The 17,187-nt window shown below is 72.0% G+C and carries 17 protein-coding genes; 8 read left to right on the top strand and 9 right to left on the bottom strand.

Annotated features, from left to right (window positions below; all coding sequences use genetic code 11):
* Window positions 1–159 precede the first annotated feature (159 nt).
* A complete protein-coding gene (locus tag J1792_RS23095; protein ID WP_242646350.1) occupies window positions 160–1,227 on the top strand; it encodes a PP2C family protein-serine/threonine phosphatase in 1,068 nt (355 codons plus the stop codon).
* 17 nt (window positions 1,228–1,244) lie between these two features.
* Here J1792_RS23095 and J1792_RS23090 read toward each other — a convergent pair whose 3' ends face one another.
* Window positions 1,245–2,141: an alpha/beta fold hydrolase gene (locus J1792_RS23090; protein WP_086573903.1), complete on the bottom strand. Its 897-nt coding sequence runs from the start codon at window positions 2,139–2,141 to the stop codon at window positions 1,245–1,247.
* Between the two features lie 203 nt (window positions 2,142–2,344).
* Here J1792_RS23090 and J1792_RS23085 point away from each other — a divergent pair, with 203 nt between their 5' ends.
* Together J1792_RS23085 and J1792_RS23080 are read left to right on the top strand one after the other, a co-directional pair.
* On the top strand, window positions 2,345–2,899 hold the full coding sequence (locus J1792_RS23085) for a Uma2 family endonuclease (RefSeq protein WP_207248082.1): 555 nt from the start codon (window positions 2,345–2,347) through the stop codon (window positions 2,897–2,899).
* A gap of 79 nt (window positions 2,900–2,978) precedes the next feature.
* Entirely contained in the window at window positions 2,979–4,508 is a 1,530-nt protein-coding gene (locus J1792_RS23080) for a helix-turn-helix domain-containing protein (RefSeq protein WP_086573899.1), read from the top strand.
* Window positions 4,509–4,690: 182 nt separating this feature from the next.
* On the opposite strand, the gene J1792_RS23075 is transcribed toward J1792_RS23080, so the two are convergent.
* The 3 genes from J1792_RS23075 to J1792_RS35130 all read right to left on the bottom strand — a co-directional run bounded on the left by J1792_RS23075 (window position 4,691) and on the right by J1792_RS35130 (window position 6,200).
* Window positions 4,691–5,431: a hypothetical protein gene (locus tag J1792_RS23075; protein WP_207248081.1), complete on the bottom strand. Its 741-nt coding sequence runs from the start codon at window positions 5,429–5,431 to the stop codon at window positions 4,691–4,693.
* A gap of 27 nt (window positions 5,432–5,458) precedes the next feature.
* Window positions 5,459–5,728, bottom strand: coding sequence for a pentapeptide repeat-containing protein (locus J1792_RS23070; RefSeq protein WP_086573895.1), 270 nt, complete (start codon window positions 5,726–5,728; stop codon window positions 5,459–5,461).
* Window positions 5,729–6,068: 340 nt separating this feature from the next.
* A complete protein-coding gene (locus J1792_RS35130) occupies window positions 6,069–6,200 on the bottom strand; it encodes a hypothetical protein (RefSeq protein WP_278186362.1) in 132 nt (43 codons plus the stop codon).
* A gap of 563 nt (window positions 6,201–6,763) precedes the next feature.
* On the opposite strand from J1792_RS35130, the gene J1792_RS23065 reads away from it, so the two are divergent.
* Window positions 6,764–7,762: an XRE family transcriptional regulator gene (locus tag J1792_RS23065; protein ID WP_207248080.1), complete on the top strand. Its 999-nt coding sequence runs from the start codon at window positions 6,764–6,766 to the stop codon at window positions 7,760–7,762.
* A gap of 21 nt (window positions 7,763–7,783) precedes the next feature.
* Window positions 7,784–8,362, top strand: a complete 579-nt coding sequence (locus tag J1792_RS23060; protein ID WP_086573889.1) for an HD domain-containing protein — start codon at window positions 7,784–7,786, stop codon at window positions 8,360–8,362.
* Between the two features lie 45 nt (window positions 8,363–8,407).
* On the opposite strand, the gene J1792_RS23055 is transcribed toward J1792_RS23060, so the two are convergent.
* Window positions 8,408–8,824 carry a hypothetical protein gene (locus J1792_RS23055; protein ID WP_207248190.1) on the bottom strand — a complete coding sequence of 139 codons (417 nt, stop codon included), beginning with the start codon at window positions 8,822–8,824 and terminating at the stop codon, window positions 8,408–8,410.
* A gap of 381 nt (window positions 8,825–9,205) precedes the next feature.
* On the opposite strand from J1792_RS23055, the gene J1792_RS23050 reads away from it, so the two are divergent.
* Window positions 9,206–9,685, top strand: coding sequence for a histone deacetylase (locus J1792_RS23050; protein WP_307843062.1), 480 nt, complete (start codon window positions 9,206–9,208; stop codon window positions 9,683–9,685).
* 50 nt (window positions 9,686–9,735) lie between these two features.
* Here the strand turns inward: J1792_RS23050 and J1792_RS23045 are convergent, their stop codons facing one another.
* On the bottom strand, window positions 9,736–10,134 hold the full coding sequence (locus tag J1792_RS23045) for a RidA family protein (protein WP_086574801.1): 399 nt from the start codon (window positions 10,132–10,134) through the stop codon (window positions 9,736–9,738).
* A complete protein-coding gene (locus J1792_RS23040) occupies window positions 10,131–11,276 on the bottom strand; it encodes an acyl-CoA dehydrogenase family protein (protein WP_207248079.1) in 1,146 nt (381 codons plus the stop codon). Before J1792_RS23040 ends, J1792_RS23045 begins: the two co-directional genes overlap by 4 nt.
* 171 nt (window positions 11,277–11,447) lie before the next feature.
* On the opposite strand from J1792_RS23040, the gene J1792_RS23035 reads away from it, so the two are divergent.
* Together J1792_RS23035 and J1792_RS23030 are read left to right on the top strand one after the other, a co-directional pair.
* A complete protein-coding gene (locus J1792_RS23035) occupies window positions 11,448–13,088 on the top strand; it encodes an AMP-binding protein (protein WP_207248078.1) in 1,641 nt (546 codons plus the stop codon).
* Entirely contained in the window at window positions 13,081–13,920 is an 840-nt protein-coding gene (locus J1792_RS23030) for a PaaX family transcriptional regulator (protein ID WP_086566225.1), read from the top strand. The genes J1792_RS23035 and J1792_RS23030 overlap by 8 nt, the downstream gene beginning before the upstream one ends.
* A gap of 98 nt (window positions 13,921–14,018) precedes the next feature.
* On the opposite strand, the gene J1792_RS23025 is transcribed toward J1792_RS23030, so the two are convergent.
* Both J1792_RS23025 and J1792_RS23020 read right to left on the bottom strand, forming a co-directional pair.
* Window positions 14,019–16,286 (bottom strand): bifunctional salicylyl-CoA 5-hydroxylase/oxidoreductase, encoded by a 2,268-nt coding sequence (locus J1792_RS23025; RefSeq protein WP_086566226.1) that lies wholly within the window; start codon window positions 16,284–16,286, stop codon window positions 14,019–14,021.
* A complete protein-coding gene (locus J1792_RS23020; RefSeq protein WP_086566227.1) occupies window positions 16,283–17,110 on the bottom strand; it encodes an enoyl-CoA hydratase family protein in 828 nt (275 codons plus the stop codon). The genes J1792_RS23025 and J1792_RS23020 overlap by 4 nt, the downstream gene beginning before the upstream one ends.
* Window positions 17,111–17,187: the final 77 nt, after the last annotated feature.

The following is a 17,187-nucleotide window of genomic DNA, read 5'->3' as shown; positions in this document are numbered from 1 at the left end:
CCTGACTGGCAGCCCCAAACCGGCCCGAGGATGCTTGAGCGTGGTGTACGGAACACCGCACGGCGGCGGGCACGGCACCGCACGGCACGCGAGAGCGGGAGCGGGAGCGGCTACGTGAGGGCACCGGGCGCGGGAGGTGACGCGATCAGGCGCGGATGCTTGAGCCACCTGCAGTGGCTGCCCGTCCTCCTGCTCGTCGGCGGCGCCTTCCTCGACTACTCCACTTCTCCCCACTTCAGCGCCGAGGCCTTCTACACGGCCGCGCCGATGACGGCCGCCGCCCTGCTGTCCCTGCGCGCGACGATCCTCGCGGGCCTCGGCGCCTGCGCCGCCGACGCCGCGCTGCTCACCCACTTCGGCCTCATCGGGGACACGGGCGGGCGCAGCGAGCTGGCGGCCGTCGCGACCGTCTCGGCCCTCGCCGTCGTCGTCAACCGCCTCATGTACTACAGCGACGTCCGGCTGCAGTCCGCCCGCCGGGTCGCCCTCGCCGTGCAGCGCGCCATCCTGCCGGAGCCGCCGGCCGCCGTCGGGGCGCTGCGGATCGCCGTGCGGTACCAGTCGGCCGTGAAGGACGCGCAGATCGGCGGCGACCTGTACGGCGTACAGGACACCCCGTACGGGATGCGCTGCGTCGTCGGCGACGTGCGGGGCAAGGGCATGGAGGCGGTCAAGGCGGTGGACGTGGCGCTGGGCGCGTTCCGCGAGGCGGCCGACGAGGAGGCCACCCTCGCCGGCATCGCGGCCCGCCTGGAGCGGGCGCTGATCCGCGAGGCGGAGCGGCGGTCGGGATTCGAGCGGACCGAAGGCTTCGTCACCGGCGTCCTGGCCGAGATCCCGCCCTCCGGCGACGAACTGCGGCTGGTCAACCGCGGCCATCCGGCGCCGCTCCTGCTGCACGGCGGCACGGTACGCACCGCCGAGCCCCCCGAGCCGGCCCTGCCCCTGGCCCTGGCGGAGCCGGGCACCGGCGAGGACCGCGTCCACACCGTGCCCTTCCCTCCCGGAACGACGCTCCTGCTCTACACGGACGGCCTCACCGAGGCGCGCGACCGGGTCGGCGCCTTCTACGACCCCGTCGCCTGCCTGACCGGCCGCGACCTCCCCGGCCCGGACGAGCTGCTCGACACCCTCCTCCACGACGTGGACCGCCACACCGGAGGCCGCATCAGCGACGACATGGCCCTGCTCGCCGTGACCCGCGGCGCGGGCGGGCCGGGTGCGTGAGCTCAGTCGCGTGAGCTTCAGGAGCGGGCGTCCTGCCGGTCCTCCACCTCGCGCACGAACTCCGGCACCCGGTCGTTGAACAGCGCCACCGGGATGCCGTGACCGGCACCGGGCACGACCTCCACGCGGGCGCCCGGCACGAGGCGCCGCGCCCGCTCCCCCGCCCGCCGGGCGTCGTGCACCCGGCTCTCGCCGCCGAGCAGGACGAGGGCGGGCACGGTGACGCCGCGCAGTTCCTCGTCACTTATGTGCTGGGGCGGCAGCAGACGGATACGGAAGCCGCGTATCGCCTCCAGCGAGAACCGGGCCTGGACCTCGGCCTCCTCCGCCGGCAGGCCCGTCGGTCCGATCAGTTCGTCGAACCAGCGGGTCCGGAAGCTCTCGGGGCCGACGAACTGGGCGACGGCCCCGAACACGAATCCGGCCTTGAGGGGCGCGAGGGCGCGCGGCGGGTCGTAGACGGCCACCGACGCGACACGCCCGGGGGCGCGTACGGCGTGATTGAGCGCTACCCATCCGCCGTACGAGTGCCCCACCAGATGCACCCGCTCGAGCCCCAGCCCGGCGAGGACCTCCTCCAGCCACGCGGCCGTGTCCTCCGGCGTCCGCACCGGCGCGGTCTGCGTGCTGTACCCGGGCTCCCCCACCCGGTCCACGGCGAACACCCGCCGCCCTTCGGCGAGCGCGGCGACGTGCGGCGCCCACTCGGTGGGCGCGGCACTCTGCCCGTGGAGCAGCACGACGGGAACGCCGTCGCCCTCCGCGCCGTACCCGTACACCCGGGTGGCCCCATAGGCCGTCTCGACGTCCCGCTCGTCCCACGGCTCCGGCCAGAACGCCATGGCCCGGTCGTAGGCGGCGAGCACCCGCGTCCGCGCCTCGTCACTGGCGAAGGAACCGATCTGAGCTGCCATCAAGCCCACCTCCCCCTGCGGGCGGCCACCCGTACGACCGCCGCCGTTGATCCGATCCTCGCAGGACGGAACTCCCGGAGAACACGCGGGTCTGGTTCACCAGTTCGGGTGAGCGTTGGGCCGAACGGGCGGGTCGGCCATGGCAATTGCTGTAGATCAGGGACAGTCGTCATGCTGCAGTCACACAGTCCCTGGGAGGACCGATGAGCGCACAGCCCCATTCGTACGCAGCCGACGACCCCGAAAAGGCGCTGAAGTACGCGATCCAGCACGTCAAGGGCGATCGGACGCAGATCGTCGAGGGGGTCATCCAGACAACCGTGCCCACATGGGATCATGAGAACGTAGCCGACGAGATCCGCGAACAGCTCGGACCCACCCTGCGGAAGCTCGGGTGCAGGGCGGGCTCCGGAGACCTCGACCTGCCGGGCAGCTCCAACTGGTACGTACCGGACCTGGCCGTCGTACCCCGAGAGCTGGCGAAGGGCGGTGGCGCCCTTGTACCCGACCAGACCCTGCTCGTCGTCGAAGTCACCTCCGAGTCCAACGGCGACACCGACCGTATCGTGAAGCGCCGCCGCTACGCCGAGTACGGCGCTCCCCTCTACCTCCTCGTGGACCGCCAGGAGCGGACCTGCACGCTCTTCAGCGAGCCGAGCAGGCTTGGTTACGCGAAGACGGACGGCCCGCGCCCCTTCGGTACCTCCGTACACCTTCCCGCCCCCTTCGCCCTCGAACTCGACACGTCCGGCTTCTGACCGCCGTACAGGCGCAGAACCTGTGCAGGAGCCATGGCGCGACGGGCGGAGATCTCATATCTGAGATACCGTCTGTCTCATGACAGACGCCTACCTCAGCCGTATCGGCAAGCTCATCCGCGACGCCCGCCAGCACCGTGGCTGGACGCAGTCCCAGCTCGCGGACGCTCTGGGGACCAGCCAGAGCGCGGTCAACCGCATTGAGCGGGGAAATCAGAACATCAGTCTTGATATGATCGCCCGCATTGGAGAGGCCCTCGACAGCGAGATCGTCTCGCTCGGGTACGCCGGGCCCATGCACCTGCGCGTCGTCGGCGGGCGCCGGCTGTCGGGTTCCATCGACGTCAAGACGAGCAAGAACGCGTGCGTCGCGCTGCTGTGCGCCACGCTGCTCAACGCCGGTCGTACGACGCTGCGTCGCGTCGCGCGGATCGAGGAGGTGTACCGGATCCTCGAGGTGCTCGCCAGCATCGGCGTCCGGCACCGGTGGATCAATGACGGCAACGACCTCGAGATCCTGCCGCCCGCCGAGCTCGACCTGGGCGCGATGGACACCGAGGCGGCCCGCCGCACCCGCAGCGTCATCATGTTCCTGGGCCCGCTGCTGCACCGCATGGACCACTTCAAGATCCCGTACGCGGGCGGCTGCGACCTCGGCACCCGGACCGTACAGCCGCACATGACGGCGCTTCGCCACTTCGGCCTCGAGATCACGGCCACCGACGGCACGTACCACGCCCAGGTGGATCGTTCCGTCTCCCCCACGCGCCCCATCGTCCTGACCGAGCGCGGCGACACCGTGACCGAGAACGCCCTGCTGGCCGCCGCCCGGCACGACGGCGTGACCGTCATCCGCAACGCCAGCTCCAACTACATGGTCCAGGACCTCTGCTTCTTCCTCGAGGAGCTCGGCGTACGCGTCGAGGGCATCGGCACCACCACGCTCACCGTGCACGGCGTGGCCACCATCGACCGCGACGTCGACTACGCGCCGTCCGAGGACCCGGTGGAGGCCATGAGCCTGCTGGCCGCCGCCGTGGTGACGGAGTCGGAGCTGACGATCCGCCGGGTGCCGATCGAGTTCATGGAGATCGAGCTCGCCGTCCTGGAGGAGATGGGCCTGGACCACGAGCGCAGCACCGAGTACCGCGCCGACAACGGCCGCACCCGCCTGCTCGACCTGACGGTGCGCCCCTCCAAGCTCCGTGCGCCGATCGACAAGATCCACCCGATGCCGTTCCCCGGCCTCAACATCGACAACGTGCCCTTCTTCGCGGCCATCGCCGCCTTCGCCCAGGGCCAGACCCTCATCCACGACTGGGTCTACGACAACCGCGCCATCTACCTCACCGACCTCAACCGCCTCGGCGCGGACGTCAAGCTCCTCGACCCGCACCGCGTCCTCGTCGAGGGCCCCACCCGCTGGCGCTCCGCCGAGATGATGTGCCCGCCCGCCCTGCGCCCGGCCGTGGTCGTGCTCCTGGCGATGATGGCCGCCGAGGGCACCTCCGTCCTCCGCAACGTCTACGTCATCAACCGCGGCTACGAGGACCTCGCCGAACGCCTCAACTCGGTCGGCGCCCAGATCGAAACGTTCCGGGACATTTAACATCTGGCCAGGTCAGGGCGATATTCCTTCGCCCTGGGCCGCCTGTGGGCCGTCGCCCATGTCCCCGCCCCGGCGGAAGACGCGGTCGACGGCCCTTCGCGCGAGGCGGGTGCGCGTCCGCAGGCCTCAAGGGGCTTCAAACGCGATGAACGGGCCTTGATCTCGCGGGCCACGGGACGGAATCACGGCTCCGTGCTGCCGGCCCCGGCCGGCCACCGCCCCAGCCAGAAGGCGGCTGTGGAAGGCTGTTCGCCATCCAGGGTGGAGCCGTCATGCGGCAGTAGTTCGGTGGGGGCCAGGTAGCAGTCGCCGGGCTCCAGGCGGATGCGCAGGCATTGCAACGGTCGTCCCCGAGCGACGTATCGCCTCACGTCGTCCGTGTGCGGGTAGTGGTGTTCCGGGTCGGGATGCACAAGTCGGTAGATCTCTTCGATCTCCCGGTCGCCGAGGAGAAAGTAGCGGACTCCGGGGCCGAGGTTCAGGCAGAGCCTGCGCCGGCCTTCGTGGCGGCGCCCGTACGGCAGCCGGTCCCAGTTGTCGACGTGGAGGCCGAGCCGACGCCCGGTGGCAGGGTCCTCGGTGGTCGTCGGCGCGTCGCCGGGGTTCGTGACGCAGCCCAGAAAATCGGCAGGCCAGCGGTCTGCGAACGGATAGAGGCCGGCGGCGACCGCATGGAGGTCCGGTGCCGCTTCCACCTGGGTATCCGGTAAAGGCTGGCGTACCAGTTCGATCAGGGCGCCATCGGGGATGCCAGGCTCAGCCTGGAGCCTTTGGGCTTCCCGTGTGTTCAAGGGCCTCCAGTCACAGACCGGTACGACAGCCCCTTCGTCGTAGTCCGCCTCACCGTGGCTCAGCCGGACGGACCCGATCTCGCACCGCTCCCGCAGGCTTCCGCACTGGCTGAACGCCAAGCTCACTGCCATGGCTGTCCCTCTCATCCCCGGCAGCGGTCAGTCGTCGTCGAGGTCTTCGCCGTAGGTGACCTCCAGCTCGGCCGCCAGCGCTTCGGCCAGCTGGGCGACCTGGGCACGGTCGATGAGGGCCTTCTTGAGCGCGGCCACTCCCCGCAGCGTGGTCAGGTCGTTGCCACGCAGGTCGCAGTCGCGGTACTTGCCACCCTCGAACTCGGCGAGCCGTAGATCGCATGCTTCGAAGGCGACAGAGCTGAGATCGGATGCCCTGATGGTCGTCTCCCGCAGGGTGCACTTCGAGAAGATCACCGGACCCGTAGCGCGGACCCGGTCGAGGGTGGCGTAGGGGCTCCCCGCCGTGCCAGACGAGACCCAGCGGCCGACCGCTGTCGGCGAGGCCCTCCACCGACTTCGCCACGGCGTCGACGGTCTCGGGCAGCATGTCGTTCTTCAGGCCCCGGTCCCGCAGGTAGCAGTAGGAACAGTCCATATTGCAGAAACTCGTCGGCTGGAGCACGACTGTCTGCGGCCTTGGTGCGAACCACTGGTCATACCGGTGGCGTAGACCGGCACCGGAGCGTTGAGCCATGTGAGCCTCCATCTCTGCGCGGCCACCGCAGCTGCCGCGGACACGGGCCGCCGCCTGCGGTCAGGGACCATGTGTCGTGCTGCCGAATATGAGCGTGCCGATTCCGGCGCCACTGTTCGTGCGCCCGGCGGGCAGGTCGGGCAGGCGCTCGCCAACGTCCAACGCCGCGCCATCGAGCGCCTGGTAGTCCATGAAAATCTGGGCACCGCACCGGCAGGTGGCCACCCCGAGCTCGATAGCGCACAACTCAGGCGGGTGGAGGCAGCGCACAGGCCAGGGACCGCCCTGTTGGGGCCTGACGGTCATGATCAGGCCGCCCGGGCGAAGCGCCCGGCTTCCCGAAGCCGCTTGGCTTTGGGGAGCAGTGGCGTGATCAGGCGGCCGGGGTTCCCTCCCCGACGCCTCCGTTTCGTCGCGCACGGGCACTCCTCCTCCTGTCCGTTGGCCAGGGCCAGGCGCACGCAACCGCTACTGTGCGCGGTTATTCTTCGACTGTGCGTGCTGTGCACCCCATGCGTTGAACCTACGGTCGGCCACCGACTCCGGGAACTGACCCTCTGTACGAGTTCCACTCCAGTCGCGCCAGTGGAGAACAGGCGATGACCCCACCGCGCCACAGTCCGGCCACGGGAACACTGACCACGGGTCGGCGTTCCCGTGAGCGAGCCCTCGAAGGGTTAGTAGCAGGACACCTGTTCAAGATCGTCCGGGAGCGTTTGCCCTGCACGCAGCAGCAGCTCGCAGAGCTGCCCCGCGTGGACACAACCACCGTGCAGGGCTGGGAAAGCGGACGTCGCCCCTTGACCGCCATGGCCGCCGGGAAGTTCCTGGCTCTGCGCCGCAGTCTTCTCACCCATGGGGCCGAACGGGCCTTGCTCACCCTCTTCGATTCCGCAATGGAGGCCGACGCGGTCATCGCCCATGTGTTGAACGACGTCGACTGTCGCAGCGATCTCGCCATGCACCCTCTGGCGAGCTGGGTATTCACCCGAACCTCGACCCACATGATCGCCTGGGCACTTACCGGGGCAGCCCCGGCCGCCGTACCGCCGGCCACGGTCGAGCCCCCGCGCCGTCGTGGCCCTACCCGGGACAGCCCCCTTCTTCCGCCGGCGTTGCTGGAGCGATTCCATACCCACATGCGCCGGTGCGCCGAGCTCGCCGACCACGCGGGAGAGCCCGGCGCGCTACTTCGCCGCCAGGCCCTGTACCTGTGCAGTTACGACCCCGCCCCGGACACGCACACGTGGCTGGCCGATCTGCGTTCCCGTCGCCCGCTCCGCCTCTCCCACGCCACTTGGTCACCGCAGTGGGCCGACGCGCGTTCCGTGGCCACGTCCCTGACCCGGTACGGAGAACTGGACGTTCTGCACGGCTTCATCGAGCGCGCCATGGGGGACGACGCGGGCGAGATCGCCAACCTCAACTACTGGGCACACTGGCTCGGCTTCGACCGCTCCCCCTATCCCGACGACTCGTTCATGGCCGAGCGCTCACCGCACCGCTGGGACGCCGGGGCTCTGCTGCGCGGCTTCGCGGACCGCCTCGACCCGGCACTGGGCTGCGTCGACCTGAACGTGCACTCCGTGTGGGCGCTCATCGCCTCGCGGCCGGGTTTGCTGTCGGCCGACCCACAGCTCGCGTCAGAGCTCCGACGGCGAGTGACCATCCTCCTGGACGGCAGCCAGATCTCACCACAAGCCCGGCGCGAGCTCGACGCCGTGCACTACGGTCTGAAGCTGAGCAGTCCATGATCCACGGGAGGGACAGGTCGTATGTCTGACGAACAGCACGACAAGGGGACTGTCGGCTACATGATGGAAGTAGGCGCCCTCAAGCGCATGAAGCGCTCGGGGTGGTGGATCGCCGGCGTCAAGGATCCCGAGACGATCGCCGAGCACAGCTTCCGCACCGCCGTCATCGGGTCCGTCCTCGCCATGATGGAGGGCGCCGACCCTGCCAAGGTCGCGCTGCTGTGCACCTTCCACGACACACAGGAGACGCGCGTCGGCGACATCCCGTGGATCGGCCGCAGGTACGTCACCGCGGCCGGGAACGAACGGGTCACGGCCGACCAGGTTTCGAAGGCCCATCCGGCCGTCGCAGCAGGCATCCAGGCCATCGTCCAGGAGTACGAGAACGGCGACACGCTCGAAGTGAGAGTCGCGCGCGACGCCGACAAGCTCGAGTGCATGATCCAGGGCTTGGAGTACCTGGAGCAGGGCTACCGCAACGCCCAGGAATGGGTCGACAGCACCCGCGCCAAGCTCAAGACACCCTCAGCTCTCGCACTCGCCGAGGCCGCGCAGACCATGTCTTCTCTCGAATGGCAGCGGACCTATCTACCCAAATAGGCCCGCTGCCATCCTGTACACGCACTGTCGTCCGCTAGGCGGTGCTTAGGCAGCGGCAGGCGTGGGCCCGCCGCGCAGGACCGCTCGCAGAGAAGCCACGCGGTCGGCCACCAGCGCCTCGTCCACCGCAGGTGAAGCAACGCTTCGCCCGCCGGCACCGGCGCAGGTAGCGCAGATGCCGCTCTGCTGGCCGCGGGGCAGGGGATCACGGCACTCCCCGCATTCGGCCAGGGAAGCCGCAGGTGCGGCGGCGTCCCGGCGCGGGCGGGGGGCGGGCAGTTTGCGGGCCAGGCGATCGGCCAGCAGGGCACGCGGCGAGTGCACGGTGGGTGGCAGCCCGGCGGTGAGCAGGGTCCGGACCTCCAGCTCGGACAGGCCGCGCTCCAGCCATGGGGCGGCCAGTGGTGCCAGGGCGAGGACCGCGGGCAGTGAAGCTGAGCCTCCGGTCTCGTAGGACCTCATTGCCCAGCACCGTGAACGCGCGCTTGCGCGCGCTAAGGTGGATGCGCATCGAAGAATACTCTCTTCGGTGTCGGACCCCGGGGTGTTGGTAGCACCGCCGGGGTCACCTGTGTATGGGGTTGTGATCGTGAGCGTAGCTTGGCGTCCGGCTGGGTTGCCAGCCTTGGCCTCAGCCTCCACGGAGTGAGCTTGTCCAGCGCCCGTCGTCCCGTCAGGCCGGGAGTTCCCGGCTGTTCCTCCCGGCCCGGGAGCGTCTGGTACGCCTCCTACGGGTCCAACATGGATCCGGGGAGGCTGCGTTACTACCTGTCCGGGGGGCGGCCGCCCGGGGCGGGGAGGTCGTATCCGGGGAGTCGTGACCGGACGCCTCCTCGGAGGTCGGTGCCGGTCGAGCTGCCGGGGGCGTTGTATTTCGCGACCGAGTCGTCGGTGTGGACCGGCGGGAGGGCGTTCTACGATCCGCAGGCGCCCGGCACGGTGTGGGCGTGCGCGCATCTTGTCACCGCGCAGCAGTTCGGGGACATCGCCGCTCAGGAGATGTACGAGCCGCCGGGGGCCGACCTCGATCTCGGGGTGGTGCTCAGGGAGGGGCGGCATGTGCTGGGGCCCGGGCGGTACGAGACGCTGGTGTGTCCCGGGTATCTGGAGGGCGTGCCCGTGCTCACCTTCACCGCTCCCTGGTCGCTGTCGGCGGTGAGCCACACCCGCCCGTCCACCGCCTACCTGCGGCACCTCACGGCCGGGCTGCGCATGGCGGGGGCGTGGGACGACCAGGCGATCGCCTCCTACCTCTGCCGGGCTCCCGGCGCGGCGGAGAACTGGACCGTGGAGCAGGTCACGGCCCTGTTCTCCGGGGAGTGAGCGGAGGGGGTCGGAACCACCGGCGGGCGGACGAGGGCCCGCGCGTCCCGTCACGGCAGCACGGCCACCCCGTCCAGTTCCACCAGCGCCTGCTCGTCCCAGAGCCGGGTGGTGCCGATGACCGCCATCGCGGGGTAGTCGCGCCCGGCCAGGCGACGCCAGACGGCACCGAGTTCGCGGGCGTGGGCGCGGTAGGCGCCGACGTCGGTGGCGTAGACGGTCACGCGGGCCAGGTCCGCCGGCTCGCCTCCGGCAGCGCGCAGGGCGGCCAGGAGGTTGGAGAGGGCCTTCTCGAACTGTTCCGGGAGGCCCCCGGGGACGATGGCGCCGTCGGCGTCGAGCGCGGTCTGGCCGGCCAGGAGGACCAGGCGGCTGCCGGTGGCGGTGACGGCGTGGCTGAAGCCTGTGGGCGGGGAGAGGCCGGCCGGGTTGAGGCGGTGCAGGGTCATCGGTAGAGCTCCTTGGCGATGATGGTGCGCTGGACCTCGGTGGCGCCCTCGTAGATGCGCGGGGCGCGGACCTCGCGGTAGAGGTGCTCCAGGAGGTGGCCCCGGCGCAGGGCGCGGGCGCCGTGGATCTGGACGGCGGCGTCGACGACGTACTGCGCGGTCTCGGTGGCGAAGAGCTTGGCCATGGCGGAGCGGCGGGCGACGCCCGGCTCGCCCGCGTCGTAGGAGGCGGCCGCGGCGAGGACGAGCAGGGCGGCGGCCTCGGTGCGGGTGGCCATCTCGGCGAGCTGGTGGGAGACAGCCTGGAGGTCCTTCAACGGGCCGCCGAAGGCCCGGCGTTCGCCCGCATGGCCCACTGCGGCGCGCAGGGCGGCGCGGGCCATGCCGACGGCGAAGGCACCGACGCTCGGGCGGAAGAGGTCGAGGGTGCCCAGGGCGACCGCGAAGCCGCCGCCGACCTCTCCGACGACGTCGTCCGGTCCGACCGGGACGCCGTCGAAGACGAGGGTTCCGACGGGGTGGGGGCTGAGCATCTCGAGGGGGCTGCCGCCGAGGCCGGGCCGGTCGGCGGGGACGAGGAAGGCGGTGATGCCCAAGGCGCCGGGGGCGGGGCCGGTGCGGGCGAAGACGGTGTAGAGGTCGGCCTCGGGGGCGTTGGAGATCCAGCACTTCTCTCCGGTGAGCCGCCAGCCGACGTCGACCCCGACGCCGGGGTCAGGGTCGGGGTCCGCGCGCAGGCGCAGGGCCGCCGCGTCGGAGCCGGCGTCCGGCTCGCTGAGCGCGAAGGCGGTGACGACGCGGCCCGCGGCGATCTCGGGCAGCCAGCGCGCCCGTTGCCGCGCGGTGCCCCAGCGCAGCAGGGGGTGGGTGCCGAGGCCCTGGAGGGCGAGGGCGGTCTCGGCCTCGGTGCACTCCTGAGCGAGCGACTCGCGCAGCAGGCACAGGTCCATGGCGCTGACCGGGCCGTCGGCGGGCGCCACGTGGGACAGCAGCCCGTGCCGGCCGAGTGCGGCGACGAGCGGGCGGTTGACGCGGCCGGGGGCGCCTTCGTCGGCCAGGGGGCGCAGGGTGTCGGCGGCGAGCGCACGCAGCTCGGCGCACCACGCGCGCTGCTTTCTGTCCAGTGTGAACGCTGTGGTCACCGGGTCCACCCTTTCCCTTGTGTCCTGCCGCACCCTGCTGTGCGAGGTGCGGAAGTTATCGCGCTCTGTTGACTGCCGTCACCAACTCGCTACGCTGACAGCGGATCCGTATCGCTGGCAAGACCCCCGTTCACCTCCTTCTTCTTCTCGGCGCGAGGGGGCGCATCCGCGATGGAGCTCAAGCCGTCGGCCCATGCCGACACCTTTGCGCGCGACCATCTCCCGCCCGCCGGGCAGTGGCCGGACCTCCGCTTCGACCTCGCCGGCCCCGGCGCGCTGTCCTACCCGGACCGGCTCAACTGCGGTGCGGAGCTGCTGGACGCGACCGTGGCACGGCTGGGACCGGACCGGCCGGCGGTGCGGGACGCCTCCGGGCTCGTATGGTCCTACGGCGAACTCTCCGCGCACGCCGCCCGGATCGCCCACGTCCTCACCGACGACCTGGGGGTGCTGCCCGGCCACCGCGTGCTGTTACGCGGCCCCACCACGCCCTGGCTCGCCGCCTGCTGGCTCGCGGTGATGAAGGCGGGAGCGGTGGCCGTGACCGTACTGGCCGCCCAGCGCGCCCACGAGCTCGCGACCGTCTGCCGGATCGCGCGCGTCAGCCACGCCCTCTGCGACACCCGATCGGCCGACGACCTGATCAAGGCGGAGGTGCCACACTTACGGATCGCGCTGTTCGGCGGCGAGGCCCCCGGCGACCTTCTGCGGCTCGCGGCAAATAAACCCACATCCTATGTGGCGTGCGACACTTCCGCCGACGACGTCGCGCTCATCGCCTTCACCTCCGGCACCACCGGCCGCCCCAAGGGCTGCGTCCACTTCCACCGCGACGTCCTCGCCATCGCCGACACCTTCTCCGCCCATGTGCTGCGCCCCCGCCCCGACGACGTCTTCGCGGGCAGCCCGCCGCTCGGCTTCACCTTCGGTCTCGGCGGCCTCGTCGTCTTCCCGCTGCGCGCGGGCGCCCAGACCCTGCTCGCCGACTGGGGCGGACCCGAGCGCCTGCTCGCCGACGTCCAACGCCACCGCGTCTCGGTCCTGTTCACCGCCCCCACCGCCTACCGCGCGATGCTCGGCCGGCTCGGTGCGTACGACGTCTCCTCGCTGCGCAGATGCGTCTCGGCCGGCGAGCACCTGCCCGCCGCCCTCTGGCACGACTGGCACCGCGCCACCGGGCTGCGCGTCATCAACGGCATCGGCGCCACCGAGATGCTGCACATCTTCATCTCCGCCGCCGACGACCTCATACGCCCCGGCACCACCGGACTGCCCGTCCCCGGCTACGAAGCGCGCGTCGTGGACCCGGCCGGGCACCCCGTCCCCGACGGCGAGCCCGGACTCCTCGCCGTGCGCGGCCCCACCGGCTGCCGCTACCTGGCGGACGAGCGCCAGAGCCGGTACGTACAGGAGGGCTGGAACCTCACCGGCGACACCTACATCCGCGAACCGGACGGCTACTTCCGCTACGTGGCCCGCGCCGACGACATGATCATCTCGGCCGGCTACAACATCGCCGGACCCGAGGTCGAGGAGGCCCTGCTGCGCCACCCCGACGTCCTCGAAGCGGCCGTCACCGGGCGCCCGGACGACCGCCGCGGCCAGATCGTCGTCGCCCACGTCGTGCTGCGGCCGGGCGTACCACGGACCGCGGAAACGGTCGCGGAGCTACGGGAGTTCACCAAAAAGGAGATCGTTCCCTACAAGTGCCCTCGCGAGATCGAGTTCCTCGACGCCCTCCCGCGCACGCCCACCGGCAAACTGCAGCGATTCCGGCTGCGCACGGGCCCTTTACAGTTTCCCCGTGACTGACCACCAGCAACCGCTCCACACCCCCCGGTCCCTCATCGTCACCTTCTACGGCGCGTACGGACGCGGTGGCGCCGACGCCCCCGCCGGCCCGGTGCCGATCGCGGCCCTGATCCGGCTGCTGGGCGCGGTGGGCGTGGACTCGCCGTCGGTACGGTCGGCCGTCTCCCGGCTCAAACGGCGCGGGCTGCTCGTCGCCGGCCGCACGGCGGACGGCGCGGCGGGCTACGGGCTGTCGGAGGCCGCGCGGCAGCTCCTCGACGACGGCGACCGGCGCATCTACGGCCGCTCCTCGGCGCGGCCCGGCCAGGGCTGGCTGCTGGCCGTCTTCTCGGTCCCCGAACAGGAGCGGCACAAGCGGCATCTGCTGCGCTCGCGGCTGGCCCGGCTGGGCTTCGGTACGGCTGCGCCCGGCGTGTGGATCGCCCCGGCGCACGTCCACGAGGAGACGCGGCACACCCTGGACCGGCTGGGGCTGGCCTCGTACGTCGACCTGTTCAAGGGCAGCCATCTGGGCTTCGAGCCCACCGCCGAGGCCGTGGCCCGGTGGTGGGACCTCGAGGCGCTGGCCCGGCAGCACCAGGCGTTCCTCGACACCCACGAGCCCGTGCTGCACCGCTGGTCGCGGCGCAGGCCCATCCCGCCGGAGGCGGCCTACCGCGACTACCTCCTCGCCCTCGACTCGTGGCGGCGGCTGCCGTACGCCGATCCCGGCCTGCCGGCGGCCCTGCTGCCCGAGGAATGGCCGGGCGGCAGGGCGGCCCGCGTCTTCGCCGCCCTGCACACACGGCTGCGGGACGCGGGGGAGCACTTCGTGCGGCCGGTGCTGGCGTAGGGGTGAGGGGTTCTTTCCCCGATCCCGCCCCTTCCCGTAACCGGGGCTCCGCCCCGGACCCCGTTGGCCTCAAACGCCGGCCGGGCTGGGTGTGCCCCTCAGGCACTCCGCCCCGTCGGCGGTTTGCGGCTGCCCGCCCGGTACGGCGCGGGCCACGGCGCGCCGGGGCCGGTGTAGCCCTGGTCGGCGGCGGCGTGCAGGGTCCAGTTCGGGTCGTACAGGTGCGGCCGCGCCAGCGCGCACAGGTCGGCGCGGCCGGCCAGGATCAGCGAGTTGACGTCGTCCCACGAGGAGATGGCCCCGACCGCGATGACCGGCACCGACGCCTCGTGCCGGATCCGGTCGGCGAACGGCACCTGGTACGAGCGCCCGAAGGCGGGCCGCTCGTCGGGGACGACCTGGCCGGTGGACACGTCGATGGCGTCGGCGCCGTGCTCGGCGAAGGCGCGCGCGATGGCGACGGCGTCGTCGGCGCCGGTGCCGCCGTCCGCCCAGTCGGTGGCGGAGACGCGCACCGTCATCGGCTTGTGGGCGGGCCAGACGGCCCGTACGGCGTCGAAGACCTCGAGGGGGTAGCGCAGGCGTCCCGCCAGGGTGCCGCCGTAGGCGTCGTCACGGTGGTTGGTGAGCGGCGAGAGGAAGCCGGAGAGCAGGTAGCCGTGGGCGCAGTGCAGTTCCAGGAGGTCGAAGCCGGCCCGGTCGGCGGCCTCGGCGGAGCGGACGAAGTCGTCGCGGACCGCGGCGAGCCCGGCGGCGGTCAGCGCCTCGGGCGTCTGGCTGACGCCTGGGTGGTAGGGCAGCGGGGAGGCGGCGACCAGCGGCCAGTTGCCCTCGGGGAGGGGCTGGTCGATGCCCTCCCACATGAGCCGGGTGGAGCCCTTGCGGCCGCTGTGGCCGAGCTGGACGCCGATGGCCGTCCCCGGGGCCTGTTCGTGCACGAAGCCGGTGATCCGGCGCCAGGCATCCTCGTGCTCGGGCGCGTACAGGCCCGTACAGCCGGGTGTGATCCGGCCCCGCGCGCTGACGCAGACCATCTCGGTCATGACCAGGGCGGCGCCGCCGAGGGCGCGGGCGCCGAGGTGCACGAGGTGGAAGTCGCCGGGGGTGCCGCCCCGGGCGGAGTACATGTCCATGGGCGAGACGACGACGCGGTTGCGCAGGGTCAGCCCGCGCAGCCGGAAGGGGGTGAACATCGGGGGCGTGCCGGGCGGGATGCCCGCCTCCGCCTCGACGGCGGCGACGAACCCGGCGTCCCGCAGGCGGAGGTTGTCGTGGGTGACGCGGCGGCTGCGGGTCAGGAGGTCGAAGGCGAAGCGGTACGGCGGCCGTTCGACGTGGCCGGAGAGGTTCTCGAACCACTCCAGGCTGGCCCGGGCGGCCCGCTGTGTGGAGGCGACCGCCGGGCGCCGCAGCTCCTCGTAGGCCCGCAGGGCGTCGGGGAGGGCGGGGGTGTCGCGCAGGCAGCCGGCCAGGGCCAGCGCGTCCTCGACGGCGAGCTTGGTGCCGGAGCCGATGGAGAAGTGCGCGGTGTGCGCGGCGTCGCCGATCAGCACCGTGTTGCCGTGGGACCAGCGCTCGTTGACGACCGTGCGGAAGGCGGTCCACGCCGACTGGTTGGAGCGCAGCGGCCGGCCTCCGAGGAAGTCGGCGAAGTACGCGCCGCAGCGTTCGGCGGCGTCCTTCTCGTCGCACCGGTCGAGGCCGGCGCGCCGCCAGACCTCGTCGCGCATCTCGACGATGACGGTGCAGGCGCCGCCCCCGAAGGGGTAGGCGTGCAGCTGCATGACGCCGTGCTCGGTCTCGGCGATCTCGAAGCGGAAGGCGTCGAGGGGGAGGTCGGCGGCGAGCCATATGTAGCGGCAGCGGTGGGTGGTGAGGGTGGGGCGGAAGGCGTCGCGGTGAGTGTCGCGGGTGCGGCTGTGGACGCCGTCGGCGGCGACGAGGAGGTCGTGGGTGCGGGCCAGTTCGGCGGCGGGCGGCGCCTCGGTACGGAAGCGGAGCCGGACGCCGAGGTCCCGGCAGCGTTCGTGGAGGAGTTCCAGGAGCCGGTGCCGGCCGAGGGCGGCGAAGCCGTGGCCGCCGGAGCGCAGCGTGGTGCCGCGGTGGACGACGTCGATGTCGTCCCAGCGGACCAGTTCGCGGCGCAGCGCGGCGAAGACCTCCGGGTCGGCGCTCTCGATGCCGCCGAGGGTCTCGTCGGAGAGGACGACGCCGAAGCCGAAGGTGTCGTCGGGGGCGTTGCGCTCCCAGAGGGTGATCTCGCGCCCGGGCTCGTGGCGTTTGAGCAGGGCGGCGGCGTACAGGCCGCCGGGGCCGCCGCCGATGACGGCGACCCGCCCGGCCACCGCCGGCGGCGCGCCGGTCATCGCCCCCGCCACATGGGGGCCCGCTTCTGGGTGAAGGCCGCGTGGAACTCGGCGTAGTCGGCGCTGTTCATGAGCAGGGCCTGGGTGGCGGCGTCGAGTTCGACGGCGGCCGCGAGCGGCATGTCGAGTTCGGCGGTGAGCAGCGCCTTGGTCTGGGCGTGGGCCAGGGCCGGGCCCGCGGCGAGCCGGCGGGCGAGGGCGAGGGCCGCGTCGGGCGCGCCGCCCTCCTCCGCCAGCTGGCTGATGAGCCCGATGCGCTCGGCCTCCGGGGCGCGTACGGGCTCGCCGAGCATCAGCAGGCGGGTGGCGTGGCCGAGGCCGACGACGCGGGGCAGGAGGTAGGCGGCGCCCATGTCGCCGCCGGAGAGGCCGACGCGGGTGAAGAGGAACGCGAAGCGCGCGGTGGGGTCGGCGACGCGGAAGTCGGCGGCCAGCGCCAGGACGGCGCCCGCGCCCGCCGCCACGCCGTGCACGGCGGCGATCACGGGGAAGGGGCATTCCCGTAAGCCGCGGACGACCTGGCCGGTCATGCGGTTGAAGTCCAGCAGCCGGCCGGTGTCCATGGCCAGGGTGGCGCCGATGATGTCGTCGACGTCGCCGCCGGAGCAGAAGCCGCGGCCCTCGCCGCCGAGCACGAGGGCCCGTACGGAGCCGTCGCGGGCCAGTTCCGGCAGCAGGTCGCGCAGGTCGGCGTAGGCGCCGAAGGTGAGGGCGTTGAGCTTGTCGGGGCGGGCGAGGGTGACGGTGGCGACGCCGGAGTCGAGGGTCAGGCGCAGGTGGCGCCATTTCTCGGTGCGGGACGCGGAGCCGGTGAACGGACTCATGGAGCACGGCCTCCTTCAGCCTGGGGGCTGGTGCCTGCCCCGTGAAGTTATCACCGTCCTGTGACTGTCGTCACGAG

This window comes from Streptomyces triculaminicus (assembly GCF_017349075.1).
In the GTDB taxonomy this organism is placed as follows: Bacteria; Actinomycetota; Actinomycetes; order Streptomycetales; family Streptomycetaceae; genus Streptomyces; species Streptomyces triculaminicus.
Note: the sequence above shows the minus strand (reverse complement) of the source record. Positions and strands in the feature narration are given on the sequence as shown.

What these genes read in the sequence shown, in the direction of transcription:
- J1792_RS23090 (WP_086573903.1), bottom strand. Translation starts at nt 2,141, where the DNA reads ATGGCAGCTCAGATCGGTTCCTTCGCCAGTGACGAGGCGCGGACGCGG.
- J1792_RS23085 (WP_207248082.1), top strand. Translation starts at nt 2,345, where the DNA reads ATGAGCGCACAGCCCCATTCGTACGCAGCCGACGACCCCGAAAAGGCG.
- J1792_RS23080 (WP_086573899.1), top strand. Translation starts at nt 2,979, where the DNA reads ATGACAGACGCCTACCTCAGCCGTATCGGCAAGCTCATCCGCGACGCC.
- J1792_RS23075 (WP_207248081.1), bottom strand. Translation starts at nt 5,431, where the DNA reads ATGGCAGTGAGCTTGGCGTTCAGCCAGTGCGGAAGCCTGCGGGAGCGG.
- J1792_RS35130 (WP_278186362.1), bottom strand. Translation starts at nt 6,200, where the DNA reads ATGGACTACCAGGCGCTCGATGGCGCGGCGTTGGACGTTGGCGAGCGC.
- J1792_RS23060 (WP_086573889.1), top strand. Translation starts at nt 7,784, where the DNA reads ATGTCTGACGAACAGCACGACAAGGGGACTGTCGGCTACATGATGGAA.
- J1792_RS23055 (WP_207248190.1), bottom strand. Translation starts at nt 8,824, where the DNA reads ATGAGGTCCTACGAGACCGGAGGCTCAGCTTCACTGCCCGCGGTCCTC.
- J1792_RS23045 (WP_086574801.1), bottom strand. Translation starts at nt 10,134, where the DNA reads ATGACCCTGCACCGCCTCAACCCGGCCGGCCTCTCCCCGCCCACAGGC.
- J1792_RS23035 (WP_207248078.1), top strand. Translation starts at nt 11,448, where the DNA reads ATGGAGCTCAAGCCGTCGGCCCATGCCGACACCTTTGCGCGCGACCAT.
- J1792_RS23025 (WP_086566226.1), bottom strand. Translation starts at nt 16,286, where the DNA reads ATGACCGGCGCGCCGCCGGCGGTGGCCGGGCGGGTCGCCGTCATCGGC.
- J1792_RS23020 (WP_086566227.1), bottom strand. Translation starts at nt 17,110, where the DNA reads ATGAGTCCGTTCACCGGCTCCGCGTCCCGCACCGAGAAATGGCGCCAC.